Origin of the sequence: Dyella terrae (genome assembly GCF_022394535.1) — a bacterium.
GTDB lineage: Bacteria > Pseudomonadota > Gammaproteobacteria > Xanthomonadales > Rhodanobacteraceae > Dyella.
This window is the reverse complement of sequence record NZ_CP089414.1, coordinates 4,932,696-4,953,290: the sequence shown is the minus strand read 5'-3', so window position 1 is coordinate 4,953,290 and position 20,595 is coordinate 4,932,696. Positions and strand designations below refer to the sequence as shown.

Here is a 20,595-nt window from a genome sequence, read left to right as displayed (position 1 = left end):
CGCGCGTGCGCATCAAGCGTCCGCCGGTGGTTCAAAGATGCGCGCGATATCCCGCTCTTCAAGGGCGCGCCACTCGCCTGGCGGCAGATCACCCAGCGTCAGCGCACCCACGGATATACGCGTCAGCGTTTCCACGTGATTGCCCACGGCGGCGAACATGCGACGCACCTGATGGTAACGCCCTTCCGTGAGCGTGAGGCGTACGCGACGAGGCTCCAGTACCTGCAGCACCGCAGGTTCCAGTGGCTCTTTCTCCGACTCCAGCATCATCGTGCCGCTCGCGAAGAGTGTGCCTTCATCGCCCTGTAGGTCGCTTGCCAGCGTGGCTTCGTACACCTTGGCGACGCGCGCCTTCGGCGAAATGATCCGGTGCAAGAGTGCGCCGTCGTCGGTAAAGAGCAGCACCCCCGAGGTATCGCGATCGAGGCGTCCCACGGTGGAAAGCGAGGGGTCGCGCATGCGGTAACGTGGCGGCAGCAGATCGTAGACGACGCGCCCGATGTCCTTGCGCGAGCACGTCGCGCCCAACGGCTTGTGCATCATCAGAATCAGGCCCGTCGGCGGATCCAGCGGTTCGTCGTCGACGCGGATGTGCTCGTGCGCCACCTTATCGTCGGCGTAAAGCACCTCGCCATCCGGATCGGTGATGCGTCCTTCGCGGAACATCAGCGCAACGTCTTTCCGGCTGCCATAGCCGAGGTTGGCGATCAGCTTGACCAGCTTCATACGCGCACTCCACGAGCCTCGATTACTTTGAAACCGTCCTGCGTCACCACTGTACGTACCTCGTTGAAACGTGAGGCCAGCGTGGCCTCATAGGGAAGATGGCGATTGGCCACCAGCCAGAATCTGCCGTGCGGCAACAAGGCGTTGGCGGCGGTATCGATGAAAGCGCGACCGAGCTCGGGAAGGTCGGCACGCCCCTGATGGAAAGGCGGATTGCTCACAATGGCGTCGTAGCGGCGCGGCAGGCCCTGCGTGACGTCGTGCCAGTGCACCGAGAACGCCACGGCCCGGCCACTGGCATCCTGCGCACGCACGAGATTCTGCCGGGCCGGCTCCAGCGCCCGCGCCTCGGCTTCATAAAGGTCGATGGACGATACGGCCGGGCAATGCGTGACCACCTGTGTCGACAGATAGCCATAACCTGCGCCAAGGTCAGCCACGTCGCCTGCGAGATCGCGGGGCAATTGCGCCGCCAGCAAGGCCGACGCAGTGTCGACCCGATCCCAGGCGAACAGACCCGGACGGCTGATGTGGCCCGCATCGTTGAGGCGTGGTGCATCGAGCAACGCCCAGGCGTCCCGCAAGCCGGCATCCACCTGCGCGCCGACAGGTTGCGTCCAGAACACACGGCATTTGTGCTTGGACAAGTGCTGCAGCGGCCCCGCCAGGCTCGCTGAGATCGCCCTCGGCGGATTTGGCGCCCTCGGCATTGGGTACGGCAGCGAGCACCACGCCCCCAGCCGATACCCTGCGCAAGGCCTGCGCGAACAGCGCGCGGGCTTCGTCGCGCTGGCGCGGCGGCAGCACCAACACCATCGGGAAGCATTCCTCGCTACCCGGCGGCGACACATTCAGACCGCTGCGCACCAGAGCGTCGGCGAATGGCTTGAAACTCTGCTCGCACACCCAGCCCCTTCCCGCCATCTCACGCAACCGGAAACCGTCGCGTGCGCGCAGAAACAACACGCGTCCGTCGGCCGGGCGCAGCAACTCGCCGGTATCAAATGGCACGAAGAGGGCCTCCAGCGCCACGTCGTGGGCAGCAGGAGAAAACAAAGCAGGCATCGGGCAGGTCGATCCTTGGTTGGGTCGCCTATGTTACCAACCGCGACCGCCCTGCCCCATGCGCGGTCATGCGATGGGCAGCAGCTCCAGTTCGCTGACGAATTCTCTTGGCGCGCCGCTGAGCGGATCGAGGAAGGACAGCCGCCGGGCCAGCAACTGCAGGGGGCGCGCGTGATCGTCCGGCTGGGGTTCCGGCAGATCCGGGTAAAACGGGTCGTGCAGAATCGGCGCGCCCAGCGCTGCCATATGTACCCGCAGTTGATGCTTTTTCCCGGTGACTGGTTGCAGTGCGTAACGCCAGTGCTCGCCGCGACGCTCCGACACCGCGACGCGCGTTTCGCTATTGGGCTCGCCTGGCACCTCGTGCATGCGGAAGAACGGCTCGCCCGCTTCGATGCGCGAACGACGCACCAACGGAAAGGACAGCGCCGGCAGCGGCGATGCCCATGCTTCGTAGTCTTTCTCGATGTGCCGATGGCGGAACAACGACTGATAGGCGGCACGGCTAGCCGGATTGGCCGAAAACATCACCAGTCCTGCAGTATGCCGGTCGATGCGATGCAACGGCACGAGGTCGGTGTTGCCCAGCGTGCGGGTCAGTCGCGCCAGCACCGTTTCTTCCACAAAGCCACCCGCCGGCGTCACCGGCAGAAAATGCGGCTTGTCCACCACCACCAGATGGGCATCGACGTGCAGCAAGGTTTCGTGGAACGGGATCGGCGCCTCCTGCGGCACCTCGCGGAAGTAATGCACGCATAGCCCCGCGCGGTAGGGCACGTCGGCGCGCATCGTCTGGCCTGCCTCGTCGAGCACGCGCCCACGGGCGAAACGATCCACCCAGGTGGCGCGTTCGATTCGGGGAAACAGCGCGCACAGGGCGTCCAGCACGGAATCCCATGATCCCTGTGGCAGATGCACGGTACTGGCAGCGGGCGGGCGTGACATCGGACGGCTCCACGGAAGCGGCTCGCAGCTTAAACCTGTTCGGGTGTACTGGTACTCAAGCTACTGACGTGTCATCGGCACAACTTGCGACGTACACCATTCCAACGCCCGGTCCGTTGGATAAACTCATGGGCGGGACAGGGCTTTCATGCCCAGGGGATGGCGCCACCCAGCGCGCCGACAACACAACGAGGCAGCACATGGATAAGCCGGCAACCAACGCTCGGCAAGCGCTTACTTCGAAGCACCAGCGCGCGTGGCGACGTGTTGGATGGCTGACCGGACTGGCACTGGCGACCCTGTCGCCGCTGCATGCCGCAACGATGGACCCAGCCGTGCTGCCGCAGGTGCAGGCCGCGACCTTCGAGGTGGTCATCCCCAAACCCGGTAAGGACCCCCTTACCTACGAAAAGCCGCTGCCGCTCGACCAGTTGCCGTACCAGGAGCGCACGGACAAGTACTACTCCGTCGGTACCGCATTCGCCATTGGCGAGAACCGTTACGTCACCGCCGGCCACGTCATCGCGATAGGCATCGACAGCCTGATGGGCGAACCGGCCCTGCGCGATGCCAGCGGCCACGTCTACGCCATCGACAAGATCACGCGCTACTCGCTGCACGAGGATTTCGTCGAGTTCACGCTGAAAGATCCACCCAAGGTCGCCCCGCTCGCGGTAAACACCCAGCCCGAAATGAACGAAGTGGTTTACGCGGTTGGCAACGCGCTGGGCACCGGTATCGTGATCCGCGACGGCCTTTACACCTCGCAGACGCCGGAAGAGCAGGATGGTCGCTGGAAATGGCTGCGTTTCTCCGCGGCGGCCTCGCCCGGCAATAGCGGCGGCCCCCTGTTGGACAAGGATGGCAAGGTTGTCGGCGTAGTGGTGATGAAGTCGCCCGACGAGAACCTCAACTATGCGCTGCCTATCGACCTGGTACTGAAGGCCCCAGCCAATCTCGGCGAGATCGACACGCGCGAGAGCTATCAGTTGGATGTGATCGAGGAGAAGCACACCGGCGCGTTCAAGGCGCAGTTCCCGCTGCCCAAGTCGTTTGCAGACTTCAGCGCCACCTACCAGAAGCTGCACAACGCCGACGTTGACCAGAAGCTGCACGACCTGCTGACCGAGAATGCCGCCACTCTGTTCCCCCATGGCGCCGGATCGAGCCGCCTGCTGCACAGCAACTCCAATCTCAATGCCTTCCCCACCCTGCTTCACCGCAACAGCAACGGCGACTGGACGATTGCGACAGCCAATGAAAGCAAGGCGGTGCTGCCGCGCAACGGCTACCTGAGCCGGGCTGTGGTGGGTCAACAGATGATGTTCCACCTGCGTAAGCCTGACGATGTCACCAGCAAGCAGCTCTACGCTGACTCGAAGCTGTTCATGGATCTGGCGCTGAAGGCCGCCCCCTTGCAGCGCCGCGTGGGCGCAGAGCAAGTGAAGATCACCTCGCTCGGCAAGCCGTCGCTGGAGCGCGACTACACCGATGCCTACCAGCGTCGCTGGCAGATCCGTGAATGGCCGATGGCGTACAACAATGGCCTGCTGATAGCTTTCCTGCTGCCGGTGCCGGACGGTTATGCGGCCGTGGTCCGCATCACCAACAACCGCACCGAGCACGAAGACATGGCGGACCTGACGCAACTCGCCAACTTCGTCTATCTGTCCTACAGCGGCACGCTGGCGCAGTGGAAAGAGTTTCTGGCCAACACCGACCTGTTGCCCAGCGTACTGTCGGACATCGCCATTCGCTTCAACTACGGCGACGACTTCAAGTACCAGTCCAAGCGCATCGGTTTCGCCTATACGCCATCACTGCAGAAGATCGATGCGGACAGCCAGCTCGTGCTTGGCATGTCCTACTTCCAGGACCGCGGCAAGACGATCTGGGACGTCTCGAAGGTCGAAGTGAGATCCAACGTGGAGAACGCCGAGCGCGTGACCGTCGGCCGCCACGTCGCCCCCTCGGACGATCTGGACGACAGCTTCCGCAACCACTGGGGCAAGATCGTCAATCGCAGCCACCCTGACGATGGCGTGCCGTACAGCGAGAACGACATGACCTACATCGGCGCCGTGGGCGGCACCCAAGCCAGTGCCGACATCAAGCCGGAAGTGCTCTATACGGCGTTCTACGGCGTGGATGGACCACGCCCCGAAGAGGCCATGAAGGGCAAGCTCAACCTGCTGCTGGAGAAGCTGCAGGTCAACGAGCACTGATTAAGCGATGCGCGGAGTCGCCTGACTCCGCGCATCGCCTCAGGGCCTAGCGCCACACGTCAGCGCGGCTCGGTAATTTCCGTCTGCAATTCCACCTCGACCTCGGCCGCTGCGGTATGCGGCACGCGCGGTCGTTCAGCCAGTCGCAGATACCAGCGCCACGCGAACCAGCCGACCAACGTCAGCACGCTTGCGCCAAGCGCCAGATAGGCCATGTGTCCGGACAATAGCGGCGACAGCACGCCGGCCACGATCGCGCACAGCAACAGGCTGCAGAATGCCTGCACCGACGACGCGCCGCCGCGGCGCTGTGGAAACCGGTCGAGCAGCAACAGGGTGAGCGTGGGGAACGCCAGCTGCACGCCGATGCCATGCAGCACCAGCGGCAGCATGGACCATGGCAACACCGGCTCGGACGTGATGAGCGCCATCAGTACGTGCAGCCCGCACGCCGCCAACATGGCGCCGTAACCCAGGTTCACCGTGTACCTGACGCTGCGGCGATTGGCCATGCGTCCCGACATCCACGCGCCAATCATCAGGCCCGCCACGGTGGGCAGGAACAGCCACGGGAATCCCTGCGCGGACAGATGTAGGAGGTCGCGAATGATGTGCGGCGCGGAGGCGATGTACAGGAACAGCCCTGCGAAGTTCACCGTGCACGACAACAGCAACGGCCAGAACGGGCGATCCTTGCCGAAGCTCACGTAGCCGCGGACCAGAGTGGTTGCGTTGAACGGTGTGCGCGCCGCCGGCGGGTGCGTTTCTTCCAGGAACAGCACCAGGGCCACCGCGATCATCAGGGTGAACCCCATCAGCACCCAGAAGATGCCGTGCCAGCCATTGAGAAAGAGCAGCTGTGCACCGACGATCGGGGCGATCACCGGCGCGACGCTGAAGATCATCATCACGCGCGACATCATCTGCTGCGCCGCCGCCCCTTCCAGGCTGTCGCGCACGATGGCGCGCCCAACAACCAGACCGGCGCCGGCACAGACACCCTGCAGGCAGCGACACGTCAGCAGCATGCTGTAGGAAGTCGACATCGCCGCGCCCGCGGACGCCAGCGCATAGACCAGCATGCCGGCCACGATCACCGGCTTGCGGCCAATCGCATCGGAGATGGCACCATGGAACAGGCTCATCACGGCGTAGGTGATCAGGTACACGCTGATCAGTTGCTGCAGCCCGGAGCTGTCCACGCCGAAACGCTCGCCGATCAGCGGGAATGCCGGGAACACGGCGTCGATCGAGAACGGACCGATCATCGACAGGCCCGCCAGCAACCACGGCAGGCTGCGCCGGACGGGGCGCGGGGAAGATGTCATGAGCTTGGCACGGCGGGCGAGGAGCACCGAGTATAGCGGTGGCGTCCCTGCTCCCGAGCCATGACGTTCGAGGGATCATCCGCTACGATGATTGCCACACGGAGATGGCATGCCTCCGGCCCCAGCCGGGGCGAACCACCCTTCCCTTAGGGTTGATGATGCCTGCACCGCCGGACTTTCCGGGGCGCAGGCATGTGCCTGTTTCCAGGAAGTCCTTCCAGCGAAGTTCTTCAGTGAGGAGACGACAACGTGGGCTTTACCGGATTTCTCGCCGTCGGCGTGGGGGGCGTACTGGGGTGCTGGTTACGCTGGATGCTCGGCGTGCTGCTCAACCCCATCTTTCCTACCGTGCCGCTGGGCACCCTGGCCGCCAACCTGGTCGGCGGCCTGCTGATGGGCGTGGTACTGGGTGTATTTGACCACTTCCAATCCCTGCCGCCCGAGCTTCGACTGTTTGCCGCCACGGGCTTTCTGGGCGGCCTCACCACCTTTTCCACGTTCTCGGCGGAATCAACCACGCTGTTACTACGTCAGCAGTATCTTTGGTTCGGCGGCCACATGGCCCTCCATCTGGTCGGCTCCATCGCGATGACCATCTCCGGCATCGCCCTCACCCGCACCGTGCTGCGCTAGAGGTGCTTTATGGAAAACCTTCACCAAGGCGTACTACTCAGCTTCTACACCCATGCGCGGGCATGCCACGACGGCAAGCTGGTTTACGAGTGGCTGCTTGAACACGCGCGCAAACAGGGCATTGGCGGCGGCTCGGCGTTCCGCGCCATCTGTGGATTCGGTCGGCACGGCGTGCTGCGCGAGGAACAGTTCTTTGAGCTCGCGGATGATCTGGCCGTGAAAGTGGAGTTTCTGCTGAGCGAGGCGCAGGCCCAGGCGTTGCTGCAAACGGTGCGCGACAGCCGTGTCGACGCGGTGTATGCAATCGCTTCCGCAAGCTTCGGCTTGTTGAGCAAGGCACCAGGCGCCAGCTGAAGCCGCCATGCCGCTCCTGTTCGCATCGTCACCACGTCAAACGAGGAACGCATGAGCCAGGATTCACTGAAGGCACGGGCTGCCAGCCTGCTCCAACATGCCGGCATTCGCCTCGACGGGGCACGCCCCACCGACATGCACGTGCACGACGAACGTCTCTACGCGCGCGTATTCGCGCACGGCTCGCTCGGCCTGGGCGAAAGCTACATGGACGGTTGGTGGGACAGCGAGGATCTGCCGGGCATGTTCACGCGCATCCTCGGTGCGCAACTGGACACTGAGCTGAAGACGCTCGACACGATGCTGGCGCACCTGAAGGCGCGCTTCATCAACATGCAGCGCGGAGATCACGCTTTCGAGATCGGTCGCGCGCATTACGATCTGGGTAACGACCTGTTCGAGGCCATGCTGGGCAAATGGCTGATGTATTCCTGCGGCTACTGGGCAGAGGCAAACAACCTCGACGACGCCCAGGAAGCCAAGCTCGACCTGATTTGCCGCAAGCTGCGCCTGCAGCCCGGACAGCGCGTGCTGGACATCGGTTGCGGCTGGGGCATGGCGTTGAAATTTGCGGCGGAACGTTATGGCGTGCAGGGCGTAGGCATCACCGTCTCGCAGGAACAGGCCGCCTATGCGCGTGAGCTATGCGGCGACCTGCCGGTGGAGATTCGCCTGCAGGACTACCGCGAACTCAACGAACCGTTCGACGCTGTCTTCTCCATCGGCATGTTCGAGCACGTGGGCGCGCTCAACTACCGTTCCTTTTTCGAGGTGGCGCGCCGCTGCCTGCGCGACGATGGCCTGTTGGTACTCCACTGCATCGGCAGCAACGGCACACCCGGCCGCCCCGATCCGTGGATCGAGAAGTACATCTTCCCCAACTCGATGATCCCAGCGGCCAGCCAGGTCACCGAGGCGCTGCAGAACCTGTTCGTGGTGGAGGACTGGCACAACTTCGGCGCCGATTACGACCTGACGCTCACCGCATGGCGCGCCAATTTCGACGCGGCTTGGACGCAGCTTTCGGCGCATTACGACGACCGCTTCCGCCGCATGTGGCGTTTCTACCTCGCCGTATCCGCTGCGGTGTTCCGCAGCCGACGCGACCAGCTCTGGCAGCTGACGCTAAGCCCCCACGGCGTTCCCGGCGGCTATCGCGTTCCCCGCTGATTTCGCTTGCAGCAGGCCACGCAGCGCACGATAGTGCCCTTATCTGCAGGCTGAAGGCCCATGCCCGCCATAACACGTTGTCCGCCTTTGCTCCGGGATTTGCATTGAAACTGTTTCGACGATTGGCCGCCGCGCTGGCTCTGAACTTCCTGCTCGTCACGGCAGCGGCGGCTCTGCCCGGCCTGTGGGTGGCCAAGAACGACCACGCCACGGTCTACCTGTTCGGCACGGTGCACTTGCTCCCCGCGGACACGAACTGGAAATCAGCCGCGCTGGACAAGGCGCTGGACGAAAGTCAGCGCCTGAGCATCGAAATCGTCGACGACGACGCGGCCTCCATGCAGACGTTGGTCATGCAGCACGGCTTGGATCTCAGCCAACCGTTGTCCAGCAAGCTCGACGAGAAGGAGCGCACGCAGCTGGAACAGGCGGCGGAAACCGCCAAGCTTCCCGGCGGCGTAGCGTCGCTCCAACCCATGCGTCCCTGGCTGGCGGCCCTCACGCTGACCATGGCGCCGCTGATGCAGGCGGGCCTGGATCCGAACCAGGGCGTGGACAAGCTGCTCAAGGCCCGCATGCAACAGGCCGGCAAGCCGGTCGACGGACTGGAAACGGCCGAACAGCAGATCGTCATGCTGGCCGACCTGCCCGAGTCCATGCAGCTGGATTTCCTGCGTCAGTCCTTCAAGGAAGTGGCCGACGGCCCAGCGAAGCTGCGCGAACTGATCGACGCCTGGCGCAGTGGCAATACCGCTGCCATCGCCCACATTGAAGACGAAGATCTGCGCAAGGACAGCCCGCTGCTCTACCAGCGCCTGATCGTCGAGCGTAATCAGGCCTGGGCGAAAACCATTGCCGAACGCATGCAGCAGCCCGGCGTGAGCTTCGTCGCCGTGGGTGCGGGCCATCTCGCGGGGCCCGACAGCCTGCAGGAGCAGTTGCGCAAGCTGGGCATCAAGACCTCCCGCATTCAGGAATAACCGCGAGCCCCGGCGGCTTCCGGCTTCTTGCACCATCGTGATACCCGGTCGCGCCCAAGGGCGCTGCCACCGGGGATTGGCCCCTGCCCCTCGCCCCCCGGTCCCCCTTTCTGGCAACATCGTCCGGTTAAGCGCGCCGCCCGCGCGCACGCCAACGATGCAACCCAATGAATTTGCAAGCCAATTTCGAACAGATCCCGCTCAAGGAGTACGCTGAGCGGGCTTACCTCGACTACTCGATGTACGTGGTGCTGGATCGCGCCCTGCCCTTCGTGGGCGATGGCCTGAAGCCGGTGCAGCGTCGCATCGTCTATGCCATGAGCGAGCTTGGCCTGGCTGCCTCGGCCAAGCCCAAGAAGTCCGCGCGCACCATCGGCGACGTCATCGGCAAGTTCCATCCGCACGGCGACACCTCGTGCTACGAGGCGATGGTGCTGATGGCCCAGCCGTTCTCGTACCGCTACCCGCTGGTGGATGGCCAGGGCAACTTCGGCTCGCCGGATGACCCGAAAAGCTTCGCCGCGATGCGCTACACCGAGTCGCGCCTGAGCCCCATCGCCGAAGCGCTGCTGGGTGAACTAGGCCACGGCACGGTGGATTGGGTAGCCAACTTCGACGGAACGCTGGAAGAACCCAGCTGGCTGCCGGCGCGCATACCGCACGTGCTGCTCAACGGCTCGATGGGTATCGCTGTGGGCATGGCCACCGATATCCCGCCGCACAACCTGCGCGAAGTGGTAAGTGCGTGCATCCGCCTGCTGGATGATCCGGACGCCACCATCGTGGACCTGTGTGAGCACATCCAGGGCCCGGATTATCCGACCGAGGCGGAAATCATCACGCCGCGCAACGACCTTCTGGCGATGTACCAGAACGGCACGGGCTCGGTGCGCGCGCGCGCCGTGTATCACGTGGACGAAGGCAACATCGTCATCACGGCGCTACCGCACCAGGTGAGCCCGTCCAAGATCCTCGAGCAGATCGCCGCGCAGATGCGCGCGAAGAAGCTGCCGATGGTGGAAGACCTGCGCGACGAGTCCGATCACGAAAACCCGATCCGCCTTGTCGTGGTGCCACGCTCCAACCGTATCGATGCGGCCGAGGTCATGCAGCACCTCTTTGCCACGACGGATATGGAGAAGAGCTTCCGCATCAACCTCAACATGATCGGCCTGGATGGCCGCCCGCAGGTGAAGGATCTCAAGCGCATCCTCACCGAGTGGCTCAGCTTCCGTACCACCACCGTCACGCGCCGCCTTGAGCATCGCCTGGCCAAGGTCGAGCGTCGCCTGCACCTGTTGGAAGGCTTGCGCATTGCCTACCTCAACCTGGACGAAGTGATCCGCATCGTCCGTACCGAGGACGAGCCCAAGGGCGTGCTGATGGCACGCTTCGGCCTGAGCGAAGAGCAGACCGACTACATCCTCGAGACCAAGCTGCGCCAGCTGGCACGCCTTGAGGAAATGAAGATCAATGGCGAACGCGACCAGTTGGAAGAAGAGCGCGCGCGCATCAACGTGCTGCTCAAGTCACCAGCCAAGCTCAAGGGTTTGATCAAGGAAGAGCTGCGCGCCGACGCCGCCAAGTTCGGCGACGACCGCCGCTCACCGCTGGTGCAGCGCGTCGCCGCGCAGGCACTGGACGAAAGCGCACTGGTCGCCAGCGAACCGGTCACCGTGGTGCTGAGCCAGAAGGGCTGGATCCGCGCCGCCAAGGGCCACGACGTGGACGCCGATGGACTGAACTACCGCGAAGGCGACAGCCTGCTCGCCACGGTAAAGGCGCGCACCACGCAGCAGATTGCCGTGATCGACTCCACCGGCCGCAGCTACTCAACGCCTGCGCACACCCTGCCCTCCGCGCGCGGCAACGGCGACCCGCTTACCGGCCGCTTCAGCCCGCCGTCGGGCGCCAGCTTCGACGCACTCACCGCCGGTGACAACGATACGCGCCTGATCCTGGCCACCGACCACGGCTACGGCTTCGTAACCCGCTTCGAGGCACTCACTGGCCGCAACAAGGCCGGCAAGCAAATCATCACGCTGGGTGACGGTGCCAAGGTACTGACGCCGCAGGTCAGCGCTGACCCCGCGCGCGATCGCATTGTGGTGGTCACTACCGAAGGCCATTTGCTGATGTTCTCGGTGGCCGAACTGCCGGAGCTGGACAAGGGCAAGGGCAACAAGCTGATCGACGTGCCCAAGGCCAAACTCACCGCAGGCGTAAGGGTTGTCGGCGTTGCGGTAGTCGCCGAGGGCAAGGGCGAAGTCACGCTCTACGCCGGCCAGCGCAATCTCACACTGAAATGGTCGAACTTGGTCGAGTACGGCGGCAGCCGCGCCACCCGCGGCGGTCTGCTGCCGCAGGGCCTGCGCCGCGTGGAGCGCATCGAGACGACCGGCTGACGCCGCTTCATCCGTGTAGGAGCGCACAGGTGCACTCCTACACGGATGCGGGAACTTCACCGCTTGCTCGGGAATCCAACGACAATGTGTGCACATCGGCGACGGTGATGCGTTATAGGCCCTAAGCTCCCGGAGTTTTTCCCCATGAAGATCGTCCGCACCACCGCTTTCGTTGCCGCGAGCCTGCTCGCCGCAACGGCTTGGGCCCAGAACAGCGAGACGCCGCTCAACCTCAAGCTGCCGGCCAATCTGCCCGCCTCCAGCGCTAGCGCGGCCGCCTCCAATACCGCGGCGCCCACCGACGCCAGCAAGGCGGTGTCTGGTAACGCTAATGCCACCGCACAGGCCAATGCCCAGACCGGCGCCTACACCAAGGACCCGCCGGGCACCTACTACGGCGACACCAGCGGCGCGCTGGGCGACACCCAGGCCGCCGCCGGCCCTGCCCCGGGCACCGTCCCCTGCGACGACGCCACCTACAACCAGCCGCAGGTTCATGGTGCCGTGACCACCGGCGTCGTGGCCGGTAACCATATGAGCGGCAGCTACGGCGGGGCAGGCGTCACGGTCAGCCAGGCTTTTGGCAGCTGCGAGCATCCAAGCGGCGGCATGAGCATTTCGGTCAGCGGCAGCCAGGGGCACTTTGGCCGCTGAGCTCCGTGATGTGGTGACTCAACGCCATCTGTTCGCTTCCGGTCACCATCTGTCCGTAACTGTCGGCCATCGTGCTGCGAACATGACCATTTTCGACGAAGTGGTGCAGGCAACGGCCGCGCCTGAACCCATGGTGATACGGCGCCTATCAGACGCCTCCTAACCCCCGGTCCGGAAAGCCGAAAGTTCTTGGAAAGGGTGGACCCTCAGACTAGCTTCATGGTTTACGGTCCCTTTTCCCTGCGCGCATCGCGCCGCCCCATCCCCATCGCCTGCGGCACCGGAGCTCTCCTGTGATTCAGAATGTTGAGTTCCGCTACGAAGGCGGTCGCAGCGGCGTGCTGCTCATTCACGGCCTGACGGGCACCCCGACGGAGATGCGTCTCCTCGGCAAGGGGCTTAACCGTGCCGGCTATTCGGTCTACGGCATGCAGCTCGCGGGTCACTGCGGCGACGTCGACGATCTGCTGAAAACAGGCTGGGAAGACTGGTACGCCAGCGTGGAAGCCGCGGCGGAGAAGTACCGCCACGAGGTGGACCACCTGTTCGTGGCCGGCCTGTCCATGGGTGCCGTGCTGGCGCTCAAGCTCGCCGCCGAGCGCCCGGAATGGGTGAAGGGCGTGGGCGTGTATGGCGCCACCTTCCGCTATGACGGCTGGGCGATTCCGTGGTTCGGCAAGTTCTCGTTCCTGCTGCCGATGCTGCACAAGCTCGGCATCGGCAAGCACCGCATGGTGCACGAGGAGGAACCGTACGGCATCCGCGACGAGCGCCTGCGCGCGCAGATCAGCGGCGCCATGCTGAGCGGCGACAGCGCCGCAGCCGGCCTGCCCGGCAACCCGTGGCCGTCGCTGGCTGAGATGTACAACATGGCCGCCGTGGTGAAGCGCGAGCTGCCCAAGGTGACCGCGCCCTGCCTGATCGCCCATGCGACCGAGGACGATATCGCCAGCATCGAGAACGCTTACCTCGTGCAGCGATCGGTGTCTGGCCCGGTGGAAACACTGTGGCTGAAGGACAGCTACCACATGATCACGGTGGATCGGGAACGTCGCCTACTGACTGATCGTTCGGCGGAATTCTTCCGCCAGATTGCCGCCACCTACGAACCCGCCGCCCGCGCTGCGGCCTGAGGACTCGCCATGAGTCCTTTGGTGATTGCGTTGTGGCTGCTCAACGTCACGCTCGACACCGTCGGCCAGCTGTCTTTCAAGGCAGCGGCCGGCGATCCGCGTGCCGGTGACGGTCTCGCCCGCTGGAAGTACATGGCCGCACGGCCGTGGATCTGGATCGGCGTGTTCTCGTACGTCGCCGAGTTCCTGGTGTGGATCGCCTTCCTGTCGCTGGTCGATCTGTCGGAAGGCGTGCTGCTGGGCTCGATCAACATCGTGGTGGTCATGATCGCAGGACGCATCCTGTTCAAAGAGAAGCTGACGCCGTTGCGCGTGACCGGCATCCTGTTGGTGACAGCGGGTGTATGCATTGTCGGCGTGGCGGGGGGCGGCTGAAATGACGAAGAGTCTTGTCCGTTTCTACGCCATCGGCTTCACCATCCTGGTGCTGTTCGACACGCTCGTGCAGCTCAGCTTTAAGTACGCCGGCGACCATGCCTTTCCGCCCGAAGCAAACTGGGCGTGGATCGTGCGCGTGTTCGGCCATCCGTGGATCTACGTCGCGGTGATCGGCTACGTCGGCAACTTCTTCACTTGGATGACGCTGCTCAAGCACGCGCCGATCGGTCCCGCATTCGCCGTGACCCATCTGGAAGTGGTGAGCGTAATGCTGTTCTCCGTGTGGCTGTTCCATGAGCCGCTGACCTTGCCGCGTGTACTCGGGGCGGCCACCATCGTGGCGGGCATCATCTGCCTGGCCTTCGCGGAGAGCGGTGCGCATCCGGAAGGCGATGCACCGACCGAAGCCAAGGGTGCGCTGGGCGTCGCTGCCGGGAAATGACGTGCGCGAGCTGCCGCCCACTGCCGGACTGCCGCTGCGCCTGACCGACCTCTGGCCCGGCCGCGCGCCGTTCGCCGAACGTGTCGCCGACTGGCTCGGTGTGGATCATCTGCAACTCGAATGCTCCGGCACCGCCGCCATGGTGGTGGCGTTGCGCGCGATGCATCGCCTGCGACCGCAACGCGACGAAGTGATCGTTCCCGCGTGGACCTGTCCGCTGGTGGCACTTGCCATCCATCGCGCGGGACTCAAGCTTCGCTTGTGCGATCTCGCTACCGATCATTTCGACATGGACTTCGTCCAGCTCTGCACCCTGGCAGGGCCACGCACGCTGGCCATCGTACCGACGCATCTCGCGGGCCGGGTGGCCGACGTAAACGCAGCGCTCGACGTTGCACATCGCATGGGCGCCTACGTACTGGAAGACGCCGCCCAGGCGCTTGGTGCTAAGCACGGCGAACACACCGTCGGCCTGCTCGGGGACGCCGGTTTCTTCAGTCTCGCCGTGGGCAAAGGCCTCACGCTGTTCGAGGGCGGCCTGCTGCTGACGCGCGACCCGGTGTTGCGCGATGCGTTCGCCGCCAGCCATGACGCCACTATCCACTCTGATGCGAAGATGGACTGGCAACGCGCGCTGGAGCTGATCGGCTACACGCTGGCCTATCGCCCATCGCTGCTGTCGCTCGCCTATGGACGCCCACTGCGTAAGGCGCTGGCAGAGAACGATCCTGTCGCTGCCGTCGGCGATGATTTCGGCCCGGATATTCCGCTGCATACGGTGAGTGGATGGCGACAGGCCGTCGGCGCACGTGCGTTGCCGCGTTTGCCAGCCTTCCTCGACGCAACACGGGCGCAGGCGCTACGCCGCGTGGAACGCCTGCGCCGGATTCCCGGCATCACCGTGTTCGACGACAGGCCCGGCCTGCAGGGTGTGTGGCCATTCCTGCTGCTTACGCTGCGGGACGAGGCAAGGCGCGATGCCGCGCTGGAAACGCTGTGGACAGCCGGACTCGGCGTCAGCCGCCTGTTTATCCATGCCCTGCCCGACTACGGCTATCTGCGCGAGATCGTCGCCGATACGCCACTGCCGAATGCGCGCAGCTTCGCTGCGCGGTCCCTCACTATCACCAACAGCCCGTGGCTGGATGAGACGACGTTCGAGTCGATCTGCACGACGCTGGAGCGCGCCGCAGCAACCTGACGACCACGCTCAGCGCGCGGCGGTCTCTTGCTGCTCCGATCGCCGTCCCATCGACAGGAACAACAGGGCGCCAACGCAAAGGCTCAGGCACGGCCCCACCAGGCCCATACCCATGCCCGTCGGCACGTTTATGCCCATCATCAGCACCGCATTGATTGCCGCGTGCATGAGCACGCACAGCAGAATGCTGCGCGTGCGGCTGTAGAGCCAGCCCAACAGCAGCGCATTACCCATGATGCCCACCAGGAACAGCTCGAAGCTCGCGTGGTACTGAACCACACCGGGCAGGAAGAACAATGGCAGATGCCATAGCGCCCAAATCGGTCCAATCAGCAGCGCTGCACGCGTAGGGCCGATGACTCGCCCCCATTCCTCTTGCGTGACACCACGCCAGCCGAATTCTTCGAGTCCACCACCAATGATGGTCATCAGCAGGTACTGCGGAAACAGATACCACGACTTGATATCGACCGAGGCTCCCAGCGCAGGCTTCAGCGCCACCGCGACGCCGATGGCGATGAAGCCCAATGCAAGGGGCAGGCCCAGCGCCAGCAGATACCACACGGGACGCACGCGCCAGCGCAACAGGCGCTGATTGAACTCACGCACCGGCGCCTGTTCCGGCGTGCGCCACACGGCCAGGTAGGCGGCGATGGTCGGCCCCAATCCACCCAACACGTACAACGTCATGTAGGGCCATGCGCCATAGCTCGTGAACTGCCGCTGGGCGAGCACGACCAGGATGCCCCATGCCACCCAGGTAATGCCGAAGGCCATGGCGAGATACACGAGTGCACGGCGACTGGCGGGAAAGTGTTCGGTCATGGGTGGCATCGCTTCGGATAACGCCGGAACAAGCCGGCTCTCGACACGCCTGCAAATCACCTGTCCTGGCCGGCAACCACGCGACTACCGGCAGGGACGATGGTCAACGCCCTCGGTTACACGCTGCTTTCGGCAATGGCCGCCAGCAGGCGCGTGTTGAATGATCGCTGCTGCGCCTGCCATGCATCCAGTTCGCTCTGTGGCACAGGCTCCTGCCCGTCCATGCCACTCAGCAGACGCTTCCACCAAGCGCGGTACCGGTACGCCGACACCTCGCCGTTGATGTCACTCGCCACAATGCGGCCTCGCAGAGCATCGATGATGGCCATGGCATGCGACTCTTCCAGGCGCCCTTGATCCCAATTGGTGCGCGCGGTATCGACGCTGAAAGCATCCTTGTCGATAGATAGGTACGTCGGCTGCGGCGCTTGTTTCAATTGCTGCACAAACGCGCAGGTGAGCGCGTCAGGATCGTCGAAACGACGGAAAGCATCACTCAGCCCCAGCTTCGCCGCCCAATCCACGTCCACATCCATGCACCAGTAGGTGAGCTTGCCCGCTTGAAGTGGACGCAGGTAGTTCTCCCACGCGTGCTTAGCGCTGATGTCGCCCGAAGTGATGCCCACCACGTGCACGTGGGTCACGAACGGCAACATGGCCACGCGGCGAACCCACGATCCACAGTGGATGCCCCACGGAAAACGCATGTTGTCGGGATGGTTGTCGAACACCACCAATTGGAATGGGCCACGAGCACGCTGACGCTGCACCAACGGCCATGTCAGGTGGTGGTAATCACCCGACCCCATCAACACCGTGCCGTAGTTTTCCGGCAGCGTCCGATCGAGGTAGTCACGCAGACGATTGAACGTGCGCACCGTGCAGCCGAAGCGGATGGCCTCTTGCCAGTCGGACAACGCGATCTCCGTCGCACCCGGGATCGGGCCGACCGAGCCGTCGAAATCCAGAATCAGCGGTTCACGCCTGTTCATTCGCTGCCCATTGGCTGTCGCTCTCGAAGAATTTGCCCAACTTGCGCGCGGCTGCTCGCAACAGCGGATTGCGCAGATAGATCGCGTGCCGCGTCAGGGTGAATTGTGCGCCCAGATACGACTTGATCTGCGGATCGGTCCAGCCCGCCACGTAATGCGTCAGCCCTTGTTCACGCGCGAATGCCAGGTTGTGGAACCAGCTGGTGAAGTAGAGGTTTTGCTCGCGTGCCTGCGGATAGGCAAAGCCCACGTATTTATCGATCAACTTGCCTTCCACCACAAAGCAGAGGTTCCAGCCGATCATCACGCCCTCGTGGCGATACACGAACACCACGCCGCCGTTCGACACGTCGCGCAGCACGGCGGCGAAAAAGTCGCGACTGAGTTTGTCGAAGTGGATCTCGCTTTGTGCGAAGACGTTCTCATAAAGCGCGTAGTAGGCATCAATGACGGCATCGTCATCGAATACAGCGTCGCCACAACGGATGGCTTCCACTGCCACGTCGTCACGCTTGCGCAACTTGCGGCGAATGTCCTTGCGCCGGCCGGACGACAGGCGCGCGAGGTATTCGTCTTCGCTCTGAAAATCGATCGGGACATAGGCCAGTGCCTGTCCTTCGAGCAGCACAAAACCGTTCGAATCACAGGCCTCCATGAACTGTGCGCACCAATCGTTGGTGGCACGGTCAAACAGAGGGGATGCCTGCGGAACGTCTTTCACGATCATCAGCCGCTGGCGGCGGCCCAGTTGCTCGCGCAAGGCTTTGGCCAATACGTCAGGCTGCGCATCGCGGGGAAACAGCGCGTACTCGGACACCGTAGTCCCCACAAACGCCGTACGCCAGCGCAACAAGCGACCCCACCAGCGATAGCCTGGAGCCCCCGTCAGCTTTTTCCGTACGTCATCGTCGGCGGTAGTCAAGAGATCAAACGGCGCGACGAAGGCCGGCGTATCCGCGACCCGCATGACACTGAAATCGATAGGTGGATGTTCGTCGAACCGGGCCACCAGTGCGTCCGGCTCGAGCTGATTGAGGTACCGCACGCGACAGTCCCACGAGTCACAAGGCCATAGGATACGACGCCCCACCCCACCCAAGCACGGTCAGCGAGGCTTTTGCCACCGAAAAGACTGGTGAAAGGCACCAGGGGGAGCATGGAACGTGCTGCTTTGTGAGGTAGCGTTCTGGACTTTGTCCTGACGGTTCGTCAGGCTTGGGTAATGGTATCCGGGGGGGATGCCACGTGACCCGGCGCTATGGGAATCAGGAAAGCAAACATGAGCAATGTTCAGCAGGAAACCTTCGACATCATCGCCAAGCAGGCCAAGATCGAGCTCGACACGATCAAGCCGGAGTCCACCCTGAAGGATCTGGGCATCGCTTCCCTGGACGCCATCGAAGTGATCTTCGACATCGAAGAGCACTTCAACATCAACCTGCCCAACGAAGACACCGACTTCGATAACGGTACCGTCGGCCAGCTCGTCGAAGCCATCGAGCGTCAGGTTGCCCAGAAGGCCAGCGAATAACTCATGCGCCGCATCGTGATCACCGGCATGGGCGCGATCTGCGCGCTCGGCCACGACGCGCCTTCCGTATGGAAAGCGATGACCGAAGGCCGGGCCGGCATCGGCCCGATCCACCACATCCAGCCCGGACAGCTGCGTAACGGCGGCATCGCGGCGGAAGTCGCGGATTACGATCCCGCCAACTTCTTCGATGAAGCACGCCGCACGCTATTGGACCCGTTCAGCGAGTACGCCCTGATCGCGGCCAACGAGGCCATTCGCCAATCGGGAATCAGCTTTCAGGGCGAGGCCGGAACGCGCACAGCGGTGGTCATCGGCACGGGCGTTGGTGGCGAAACGACACGCGACGATCTCTACGAGCGTCTTTACGGTGAACATCAGGGCCGATTCCACCCGCTTGGCATCGTGCGCATGATGATGAACGCACCGGCCAGCCAGGTGAGCATGGTTTACGGCATCACCGGCCCTGCCTTCGTGGTGGCGAGTGCCTGTGCGTCCTCCAATCACGCATTCGCACAAGCCGCGATGATGATCCGCTCCGGCATGGTCGATGCCGCGGTGGTCGGCGGTACCGAAGCCTGCATCACGCTAGGTACGCTGCGCGCATGGGAAGCCATGCGTGTGCTCGCACCCGACACCTGCCGCCCCTTCAGCAAGGGCCGTCGCGGCTTGGTGCTGGGCGAAGGTGCAGCCATGTACGTCATCGAAACACTCGAATCGGCGCAGAAGCGCGGTGCGGAAATCATCTGCGAACTGGTCGGCACCGGCATGAGTTCGGACGCAGGTGATATCGCCGCGCCATCCGACGTCGGCGCAGCCGCCGCGATGAACATGGCCCTGCGCGATGGCGCCCTGTCACCGGAAGACGTGGACTACATCAACGCCCACGGCACCGGCACCGTAGCCAACGACAGCACCGAGACGCGTGCCATCCATCGCGTGTTCGGCGCACACGCGCGGGAGCTGCTGGTGTCCTCCACCAAGGCGATGCACGGCCACGCGCTCGGCGCTGGTGGTGCACTGGAACTGGTGGCGGCCATTGGCGCGATTCATGACGGTATCGTGCCGCCCACGATCAATTACCTCGAACCCGATCCAGCCTGCGACCTCGACTATGTGCCGAATGTGGCGCGGGAGCGGAAGGTGGATGTGGCGATCAGTAACTCGTTTGCTTTTGGCGGGTTGAATGCGGTGGTCGCAGTTAGGCGCATGGGGTGAGGTTTGCTCCCTCTCACCTCCGGGGAGAGGGTTTGGGTGAGGGGTGGGTGCTCGCCTCAGCGTTTCGATGAAACCGTCATCCCTGCGTAGGCAGGGATCCAGTAGCCGTGGGTTCGGTTGTCGCCTCGTACGTTCCCGCAATCTGGCCGCTTACGCAGCGGGCGTTTCGACCTCCTGCCGGAGGGCGGGTCACTTTTCTTTGTTGGTCCAAAGAAAAGTAACCCAAAGAAATGGCCTGATAGGCCAACGCTCGCAGCATGTCGATGGGATAAGCCCGAACGGTTGAGGCAGTTCGTTGCTTGGCAACCTCCGCCTCTACACAGCGGGTACTTCAATGCGCTTCGCAACGTGCCGTCGCGGAGAGGACTTAAAGCAGGCTTCGCTACGCTT

At 63.7% G+C, this 20,595-nt stretch carries 19 protein-coding genes, 1 pseudogene and 1 riboswitch; of the genes and pseudogenes, 13 read left to right on the top strand and 7 right to left on the bottom strand.

Going from position 1 to position 20,595, the window contains the following annotated elements; translation table 11 throughout:
- Positions 1–12: 12 nt before the first annotated feature.
- From DYST_RS21940 to DYST_RS21930, 3 genes and pseudogenes are all read right to left on the bottom strand, one after another.
- Positions 13–726, bottom strand: coding sequence for a pseudouridine synthase (locus DYST_RS21940; protein WP_239948417.1), 714 nt, complete (start codon positions 724–726; stop codon positions 13–15).
- Positions 723–1,791 (bottom strand): annotated as a pseudogene (locus DYST_RS21935) (class I SAM-dependent methyltransferase). The gene DYST_RS21940 and the pseudogene DYST_RS21935 overlap by 4 nt, the downstream one beginning before the upstream one ends.
- A gap of 66 nt (positions 1,792–1,857) precedes the next feature.
- Positions 1,858–2,736, bottom strand: coding sequence for a pseudouridine synthase (locus DYST_RS21930; RefSeq protein WP_239948415.1), 879 nt, complete (start codon positions 2,734–2,736; stop codon positions 1,858–1,860).
- Positions 2,737–2,936: 200 nt separating this feature from the next.
- Here DYST_RS21930 and DYST_RS21925 point away from each other — a divergent pair, with 200 nt between their 5' ends.
- On the top strand, positions 2,937–4,961 hold the full coding sequence (locus DYST_RS21925) for a S1 family peptidase (RefSeq protein ID WP_239948402.1): 2,025 nt from the start codon (positions 2,937–2,939) through the stop codon (positions 4,959–4,961).
- A 59-nt stretch (positions 4,962–5,020) separates the two neighbouring features.
- Here the strand turns inward: DYST_RS21925 and DYST_RS21920 are convergent, their stop codons facing one another.
- Complete coding sequence (locus DYST_RS21920) at positions 5,021–6,289, bottom strand: multidrug effflux MFS transporter (protein ID WP_102304020.1); 1,269 nt, start codon at positions 6,287–6,289, stop codon at positions 5,021–5,023.
- 91 nt (positions 6,290–6,380) lie between these two features.
- Positions 6,381–6,461, top strand: a riboswitch (Fluoride riboswitch).
- 77 nt (positions 6,462–6,538) lie between these two features.
- Between DYST_RS21920 and crcB the strand changes: the two genes are divergently transcribed.
- The 10 genes from crcB to DYST_RS21870 all read left to right on the top strand — a co-directional run bounded on the left by crcB (position 6,539) and on the right by DYST_RS21870 (position 15,639).
- Positions 6,539–6,922, top strand: a complete 384-nt coding sequence (gene crcB, locus DYST_RS21915; protein ID WP_102303953.1) for a fluoride efflux transporter CrcB — start codon at positions 6,539–6,541, stop codon at positions 6,920–6,922.
- A 9-nt stretch (positions 6,923–6,931) separates the two neighbouring features.
- Positions 6,932–7,276, top strand: a complete 345-nt coding sequence (locus tag DYST_RS21910; RefSeq protein WP_102303952.1) for a DUF190 domain-containing protein — start codon at positions 6,932–6,934, stop codon at positions 7,274–7,276.
- A gap of 24 nt (positions 7,277–7,300) precedes the next feature.
- Positions 7,301–8,446 (top strand): cyclopropane fatty acyl phospholipid synthase, encoded by a 1,146-nt coding sequence (gene cfa, locus DYST_RS21905; RefSeq protein ID WP_275666984.1) that lies wholly within the window; start codon positions 7,301–7,303, stop codon positions 8,444–8,446.
- A 104-nt stretch (positions 8,447–8,550) separates the two neighbouring features.
- Positions 8,551–9,426 (top strand): TraB/GumN family protein, encoded by an 876-nt coding sequence (locus DYST_RS21900; RefSeq protein WP_239948399.1) that lies wholly within the window; start codon positions 8,551–8,553, stop codon positions 9,424–9,426.
- A gap of 167 nt (positions 9,427–9,593) precedes the next feature.
- Entirely contained in the window at positions 9,594–11,831 is a 2,238-nt protein-coding gene (gene parC, locus DYST_RS21895) for a DNA topoisomerase IV subunit A (protein ID WP_239948397.1), read from the top strand.
- A gap of 144 nt (positions 11,832–11,975) precedes the next feature.
- Positions 11,976–12,485 carry a hypothetical protein gene (locus DYST_RS21890; protein ID WP_239948395.1) on the top strand — a complete coding sequence of 170 codons (510 nt, stop codon included), beginning with the start codon at positions 11,976–11,978 and terminating at the stop codon, positions 12,483–12,485.
- A gap of 293 nt (positions 12,486–12,778) precedes the next feature.
- Positions 12,779–13,618, top strand: coding sequence for an alpha/beta hydrolase (locus DYST_RS21885; RefSeq protein ID WP_239948393.1), 840 nt, complete (start codon positions 12,779–12,781; stop codon positions 13,616–13,618).
- Between the two features lie 9 nt (positions 13,619–13,627).
- Positions 13,628–13,993 carry an EamA family transporter gene (locus tag DYST_RS21880; protein ID WP_102303946.1) on the top strand — a complete coding sequence of 122 codons (366 nt, stop codon included), beginning with the start codon at positions 13,628–13,630 and terminating at the stop codon, positions 13,991–13,993.
- A 1-nt stretch (position 13,994) separates the two neighbouring features.
- Positions 13,995–14,438, top strand: coding sequence for a DMT family transporter (locus DYST_RS21875; RefSeq protein WP_239948391.1), 444 nt, complete (start codon positions 13,995–13,997; stop codon positions 14,436–14,438).
- A complete protein-coding gene (locus DYST_RS21870) occupies positions 14,389–15,639 on the top strand; it encodes a DegT/DnrJ/EryC1/StrS family aminotransferase (protein ID WP_239948390.1) in 1,251 nt (416 codons plus the stop codon). The genes DYST_RS21875 and DYST_RS21870 overlap by 50 nt, the downstream gene beginning before the upstream one ends.
- 9 nt (positions 15,640–15,648) lie before the next feature.
- On the opposite strand, the gene DYST_RS21865 is transcribed toward DYST_RS21870, so the two are convergent.
- The 3 genes from DYST_RS21865 to DYST_RS21855 all read right to left on the bottom strand — a co-directional run bounded on the left by DYST_RS21865 (position 15,649) and on the right by DYST_RS21855 (position 18,501).
- Positions 15,649–16,464, bottom strand: a complete 816-nt coding sequence (locus tag DYST_RS21865) for a type II CAAX endopeptidase family protein (protein ID WP_239948388.1) — start codon at positions 16,462–16,464, stop codon at positions 15,649–15,651.
- A 116-nt stretch (positions 16,465–16,580) separates the two neighbouring features.
- The gene (locus tag DYST_RS21860; RefSeq protein ID WP_239948386.1) at positions 16,581–17,456 is read right to left on the bottom strand and encodes an arginase family protein; all 876 of its coding nucleotides are present in this window, start codon (positions 17,454–17,456) and stop codon (positions 16,581–16,583) included.
- Positions 17,443–18,501 (bottom strand): GNAT family N-acetyltransferase, encoded by a 1,059-nt coding sequence (locus DYST_RS21855; RefSeq protein WP_239948384.1) that lies wholly within the window; start codon positions 18,499–18,501, stop codon positions 17,443–17,445. Before DYST_RS21855 ends, DYST_RS21860 begins: the two co-directional genes overlap by 14 nt.
- A gap of 234 nt (positions 18,502–18,735) precedes the next feature.
- Here DYST_RS21855 and DYST_RS21850 point away from each other — a divergent pair, with 234 nt between their 5' ends.
- Together DYST_RS21850 and DYST_RS21845 are read left to right on the top strand one after the other, a co-directional pair.
- Complete coding sequence (locus DYST_RS21850) at positions 18,736–18,987, top strand: acyl carrier protein (RefSeq protein ID WP_239948382.1); 252 nt, start codon at positions 18,736–18,738, stop codon at positions 18,985–18,987.
- 3 nt (positions 18,988–18,990) lie between these two features.
- A complete protein-coding gene (locus DYST_RS21845; protein ID WP_102303939.1) occupies positions 18,991–20,205 on the top strand; it encodes a beta-ketoacyl-[acyl-carrier-protein] synthase family protein in 1,215 nt (404 codons plus the stop codon).
- The last annotated feature ends 390 nt before the right edge of the window (positions 20,206–20,595 follow it).